Source organism: Streptomyces rectiviolaceus (genome assembly GCF_039533825.1).
GTDB lineage: Bacteria > Actinomycetota > Actinomycetes > Streptomycetales > Streptomycetaceae > Streptomyces > Streptomyces rectiviolaceus.
Map to the genome: position 1 here is coordinate 72,143 of NZ_BAAAUG010000012.1, position 6,000 is coordinate 78,142.

Sequence of the window (6,000 nt, forward strand, 5' to 3'; positions counted from 1 at the left end):
GGTGCGGCAGCGAGTCAATGAGTCGGGAGAGATCCGATGGCAGTACATATATGTGAAGCCCGACGCCCGGTCGGGGCTCAGCCCCAGATCACGGCCCCCAGCCAAGCCGCCACGATCAGCAGGCACGCGAACAGCTCGGTCAGTACGCTCCACCCGCCCGCCCGCATAGCCGTCCGCGTCGCCGTCGCCGCCTCCCCGTGCCTACCGAGCCGCAGCCGCTCCGACAGGTAGATCCCTCCGATGAACCCCGGGATCGCCCCGATCACCGGCACCACGCAGAACCCCACCAGCGCCCCGGCCCCCGCGTACACCGCTGTCCGGCGCGTGGCACCGCTCTGCCGGAAGCGCCGTGGCGGCAGCAGCCATCGGATGCCCTGTGCCATGAGGAGTACGACGGACGTACCGACCAGGACCCACCAGGCGACCGGCTCCGGGTCCTTCAGCGCCCACCACAGAACCGCGGCCCACACCAGCCACGGCCCCGGCACGCCGGGTACGAGTACTCCGCCGATCCCGAGCAGCAGCACCACTCCGACCAGCAGGAGTTCCCAGGCTCCCATCTGCCAAGCGTGCAGGAAACGGGGCAGAACCGCAGGTCGCGGCAGTCTCCGCGGCCCTCATTGCCGGGCCGGGGCCGCCTCAGCGAGCCACCCAGCCCCGCTCGTACGCGTGCCAGCCCAGCTGCAGCCGTGTCGTCACGCCCGTCAGCTCCATCAGGCGCTTGACCCGGCGCTGTACCGTTCGCAGGCCCAGGTCGAGCTGTTTGGCGACGCTCGCGTCCGTCAGGCCCGCGAGCAGTAGCGACAGGATCTCCAGGTCCGCGCCGTCGGGGCCGTCGGGGGCGTCCTCGGTGACCGCGTGGCCGCCTTCGCCGAGCCGCAGTGGCAGCGCGTTCCGCCACACCGCCTCGAAGAGCCCGGCCAGGGATTCGAGCAGGCCGCTCGCGTGCACCACGAGCGCGGCGGGCTCCGCGGTGCGCGAGGTGGTGAGCGGCACCATCGCGAGCGAGCCGTCGGCGATCACCAGCTTCGTCGGGACGCGGTCCACGACGCGCACCTGTTCGTTGCGGCCGATCGCCGTCGACAGTTCGATGAGGCCGGTGGGCAGCGCGAGGACGGAGCGTTCGACCACCACGCGGTAGGTGACGCCACGGCCCGCGGCCTGCGCCTCCGCGTCGTTCTCCATGCCGGTGATCGCCACCGGGTTGCCGGTCACCAGGGCGCACACCTCGTCGGTCGCCCCCAGCTGGAGCTGGAGGAAGCGCTGCGAGACCGCGCCCGCGCCGGTCACCACCTCGACCAGGTCGTGCACCGCGGGCTCGGCGGCCTGTGCGCGGTACTCCTCGGCGAGCAGCTTCGCCGCGAGCTCGGCCTTCTCCAGTTCATGCCGCCGCTGGGTCAGGAGCGCGCCGAGCGCGACACCCGGCGGGGCCGCGACCCACCGCCCCGCCTTGCCCGACGCCTGGGCCGCGAGGCCGGCCAGCTCCAGGCGGCGCAACGCGCGCACCGTGTCCGGCTCGCCGAGCGAGAGCCGCCGCGCGAGATCGGGCACGTCGGCGGCGCCCACCGCCACCAGTGCGCGGTACGCCGATTCGTGTGTCTCGTCCAGACCTATCGCAGCCAGCATGCGGCGACGTCCCTCCCCAAGGATCCGTTCCGACGGCGCCCTGGCGGAAAACAGCCACGGCGTAAACCCGCCCCGGGACATCATCCCCGCACCCCCCGCCTCTCTGCCAAGGTGACGCCACCGCAGCACCAACGGCAGCCGCGAATACGGCCTTTGGTCCGATTTCGGCTGTGGTTCCGCATGCCCGACAACCCTGGGGGAGAGCGATGCGCCCGATATCGCGTACGGCCTTGGGGGCGGCGTCCGCCGCCGTCCTCGCCGTCACCGCGGCCGTCCCGTCCGTGGCCGAGCCACGCACGGACACGGCGGACACGAGTCCGCTGGTGGGAAGCGCGGGTAGCACGGGAAGCGCCTCGCGCGGCGGCGGAAGCTCCGTCGTCACCCTCGTCACCGGCGACCGCATCCTCGTGACGTCCGACGGCAAGGACCGCGCGGGCGCGACCGCCCTGCCCGGCGCCGACGGCACAGTGCCCCTCGTCCAGACCAGGCAGTCCGGCAAGGACCTGTACGTCTACCCCGAGGGCGCCGTCCACGCGATAGCCGACGGCAAGGTCGACGAGGAACTCTTCAACGTCACCGGGCTCGTCCGCCAGGGCTACGACGACGCGCACGCCAAGAAGCTCCCGCTGATCGCCGTGTACGACAAGTCCGTCGACGTCAAGCGCTCGGTGCCCGCCACTCCGCGCGGCGCCGAGCGCGGGCTCGTCCTCGAACCCGTCGACGGTGTCGCACTGAAGGCCGACAAGAAGAAGGCCGCGGACTTCTGGGCGGACATCACGTCGCCCACGTCCCGTTCCGCGTCCGACCTGACGAAGCTGTGGCTGGACGCCAAGGTCAAGTCCACTCTCGACAAGTCGACCAAGCAGGTGCACGCCCCCGAGGCGTGGGCCGCGGGCTACGACGGCAAGGGCACCAAGGTCGCCGTGCTCGACACCGGCGCCGACGCCGGGCACCCCGACCTCAAGGGCCGGATCGGCGCGACCAAGAACTTCACCGACTCCCCGGACGACGAGGACCGCCAGGGCCACGGCACCCACACCACCTCCACCGTCGGCGGCACCGGCGCGGCGAGCGACGGCAAGAAGAAGGGTGTCGCGCCCGGCACCGAGCTGCTGCACGGCAAGGTCCTCAACGACAGCGGCTCCGGCGCCACTTCGTGGATCATCGCGGGCATGCAGTGGGCCGTCGACGAGAAGGCCGACGTCGTCTCCATGAGCCTCGGCAACCCGGCGCGGACCGACTGCACGGACCCGATGAGCACGGCCGCCGAGGAGCTGGCGCAGTCGAGCACGGGCACCCTCTTCGTCCTGGCCGCGGGCAACACAGGACCGAGCCTCAACTCCGTCTCCTCGCCCGGCTGCGCGCCCGGCGTCCTGACCGTCGGCGCCGTCGACCGCGACGACTCGACGGCCTCCTTCTCCAGCCGGGGGCCCGCGTACGGCTCGCACACCCTCAAGCCGGAGATCGCCGCGCCGGGCGTCGAGATCTCCGCCGCCGCGGCGGGCGGCAGGGGCGTCTACGCCTACCAGTCCATGAGCGGTACGTCGATGGCCGCCCCGCACGTCGCGGGCGCCGCCGCCCTGGTCAAGCAGCGCCACCCGAACTGGAGCGCGCAGCAGATCAAGTCGGCCCTCGTGTCGTCGGCGGACAGCGGCATCCCCGGTGACGTGACCGAGACGGGCGGCGGGCGGCTCGACGTGAAGGCGGCCGTCGACCAGAAGGTGCTCGGCTCGCCCGCCGTGCAGGGCGGCAGCTTCGGCTGGCCACAGGACGGCTCGGACCGCACCACGGTCGACGTCCCGTACACCAACACCGCGGACAAGGCAGTGCAGTTGAAGCTGTCCGTGCAGGGCGTCACCGGCAACGACGGCTCGGCCGTGCGCTCGGGCATCGCCAAGCTCGGCGAGCGCTCCGTGCAGGTTCCCGCCGGGGCCACGGTCAAGGTCCCGCTGAAGCTGGACCCCGACGCGGACCTCAAGAAGGCGCAGTACGGCGACGTGACCGGACGCGTCCTGGCGAGCGCCGAAGGGGGCGTCGCGGTCTCCACGCCCTTCTCCCTCTACGTACAGCCGGAGACCGTCAGCCTCCGCGTGAAGCTCGTCGACCGCGGCGGGAAGCCCGCCGACGGTCCGTCGTCCGTCGACCTCATCGGCACCGACGACGCCAGCGGTGAGCGCCGCTTCAACGAGGGCGCGAACGACCAGACGTACCAAGTCCGCCCCGGCGCCTACTTCTTGACCGGCTTCATCGCGACACCGGACGCGGACGGCGGCACGCTGACCGACTCGCTCACGCACATCGCCCGGCCGCAGGTCGAGGTCAAGAAGGACATGACCGTCACGCTCGATGCCCGCAAGGCGCACCGCCTCGCCGTCAAGACGGACAAGGAGTCCGAGGTGCGCGGGGCCACCCTCGGGTTCGCCCGCACCTGGGGCACCGACAACTGGCTGCACGCGGGCACCGCGGCGGGACCGCGCTCCATCCGCGGCTTCTACCAGTCCGTCGAGGGCAAGGCCACCGACGGGACCTTCGAGTCAGGCAGCTACTGGCGCGCCGCGGCGCCCCTCCTCACCGAACTGGCCGTGGTGGGCGGCAAGTCGCTGCACCCCGTGACCGCGTCCACCGGCTCGGCCAACCTCGACGGCACGGGCAAGGCGGCGCTCGTGGACGCCAAGTCCGGTACGCCTGCGGAGCTGGAAGCCGCCGGGGTCAAGGGCAAGATCGCCCTCATCAAGGTCCCGGACAGCGGCAGCGCGAACGCCGTCGCGACGAACGCGAAGGCGGCGGGAGCACTCGCCGTCATCGCCCACCGCACGGCCCCCGGCCGCTGGTACCCCTCGACCGGCTTCACCGGACCCCCGCTCCCGGTCCTCGGCGTCCAGACGCCCGAGGCGGCCGCACTCCTCTCCCAACTGTCCGACGGCGACGTCGAGTTGAAGTGGAAGGGAATGGCGAAGAGCCCTTACGTCTACAACCTCGCCTTCCCCGAGACCGGCCAGATCCGCGACGACCGCACCTACCGCGTCCGGGACAAGGACCTCGCCGCGAACGAGGCGACGTACCGCGCGATGGGCACCGCCACGGACTACGTGGACCTGCCGTCCGCCGTCCGCCCGTCGGGCCTCGAGGTGTACTTCGCCGACATCGAGTCGGTCCCGGCCCCCGGCAAGCGCACCGAGTACTACTCCGCGGGCACGACCGGCTGGGGCCACCAGGTGTCAAGCAGCTTCCCGTTCGGGGAGTTCATGATCGACCCGGTGCGGACGTACGAGAAGGGGGAGCGGCGCAGCGAGAAGTGGTACGAGGGAGTGCTCACGCCCGCCGCGCCGCGTGACGCCCAGGGCAAGCAGGCGCTCGCGGCCGAACGGCAGGGCAATCTGATCGGCGTCGCGCCGGGCTTCTGGGACGACGGCGAACATGCGGGGGTCCAGGGCAGCTTCGGCGACATCGGCAGCGTAGAGCTGAAACGGGACGGCGAGGTCGTGGGCGAGTCGGGCTGGCCGTTCGGGGTGTTCACGGTCCCGGCCGACGACGCGGCGTACGAACTCACCCTCACCACGCACAAGATCGGCTCGAAGGTCTGGCAGCGGTCCACGGGCACGCAGACCACCTGGGCGTTCCGCTCGCACCTCGACGAGGAGGTCCCCTGGCAGGGGATCCCGATGCTGTTCCCGCGCTACCGGCTGCCGGAGGACGGCATGAAGACGCTTGCGGCAAAGGACGGCCAGAAGATTGGGATCGCGGCGACAGGGCACTCGGGCTACAAGCCGGGCGCGCTCAAGTCGGCGGCCCTGTCCTACTCGTACGACGAGGGCAAGACCTGGACCGAGGCCAAGACATCCGCCTCCGGAGGGAAGTGGAACGCCACCGTGCATCACGCGGGCGCCTCGGGCAAGCAGGTCTGGCTCAGGACCGAACTGACGGATGCGAACGGAAGTTCCGTCACTCAGACAGTGGCTCGCGCCTACGACGTGCGATAAACACACAGACACCGCCGGGCGGTCCTCCCGTGGGGGGTGGGCCCGCCCGGCGGCCCTCATCACTCTTCCGGTGGCCGGAATTTCCGGATGCACCGGTTTCGTACGGCCTCTGCGGTCGACAATAGGGGCATGAGCCAGCAGGGGGAGAGGCACGACGGAACCTCCGGCCAGGAGGACGACTGGTGGGGTCAGCTCTACGACGACTCCGCTCATGACACGGGGCCGGCCGAGGTGGCCGACACCCTCGACGACAGGTTCGCATCGGCGGTCTCCGCGGCGGCGGGCGAGGGCGTGGCCGACCCCTCACCCGCGGGCGAGGGCGGGGGCGGGGAAGGAACGCTTCCGCGCCCCGGCGGCTTCCCCGACCCGGAGCCGCCGCCCCCGGATCTCCAGG

3 protein-coding genes and 1 pseudogene are annotated in these 6,000 nt (G+C 71.7%); 2 read left to right on the forward strand and 2 right to left on the reverse strand.

Features of this window, described 5'->3' with window-relative positions; genetic code table 11:
- Positions 1–77: 77 nt before the first annotated feature.
- Positions 78–560 carry a DUF456 domain-containing protein gene (locus ABD378_RS02670; protein ID WP_344518657.1) on the reverse strand — a complete coding sequence of 161 codons (483 nt, stop codon included), beginning with the start codon at positions 558–560 and terminating at the stop codon, positions 78–80.
- Positions 561–639: 79 nt separating this feature from the next.
- Positions 640–1,626: a helix-turn-helix transcriptional regulator gene (locus tag ABD378_RS02675; protein ID WP_344518658.1), complete on the reverse strand. Its 987-nt coding sequence runs from the start codon at positions 1,624–1,626 to the stop codon at positions 640–642.
- A 206-nt stretch (positions 1,627–1,832) separates the two neighbouring features.
- On the opposite strand from ABD378_RS02675, the gene ABD378_RS02680 reads away from it, so the two are divergent.
- Entirely contained in the window at positions 1,833–5,606 is a 3,774-nt protein-coding gene (locus ABD378_RS02680; RefSeq protein WP_344518659.1) for a S8 family serine peptidase, read from the forward strand.
- Positions 5,607–5,735: 129 nt separating this feature from the next.
- A pseudogene (locus tag ABD378_RS02685) lies at positions 5,736–6,000 on the forward strand (protein phosphatase 2C domain-containing protein); the annotation flags it as partial.

What these genes read in the sequence shown, in the direction of transcription:
- ABD378_RS02670 (WP_344518657.1), bottom strand. Translation starts at nt 560, where the DNA reads ATGGGAGCCTGGGAACTCCTGCTGGTCGGAGTGGTGCTGCTGCTCGGG.
- ABD378_RS02675 (WP_344518658.1), bottom strand. Translation starts at nt 1,626, where the DNA reads ATGCTGGCTGCGATAGGTCTGGACGAGACACACGAATCGGCGTACCGC.
- ABD378_RS02680 (WP_344518659.1), top strand. Translation starts at nt 1,833, where the DNA reads ATGCGCCCGATATCGCGTACGGCCTTGGGGGCGGCGTCCGCCGCCGTC.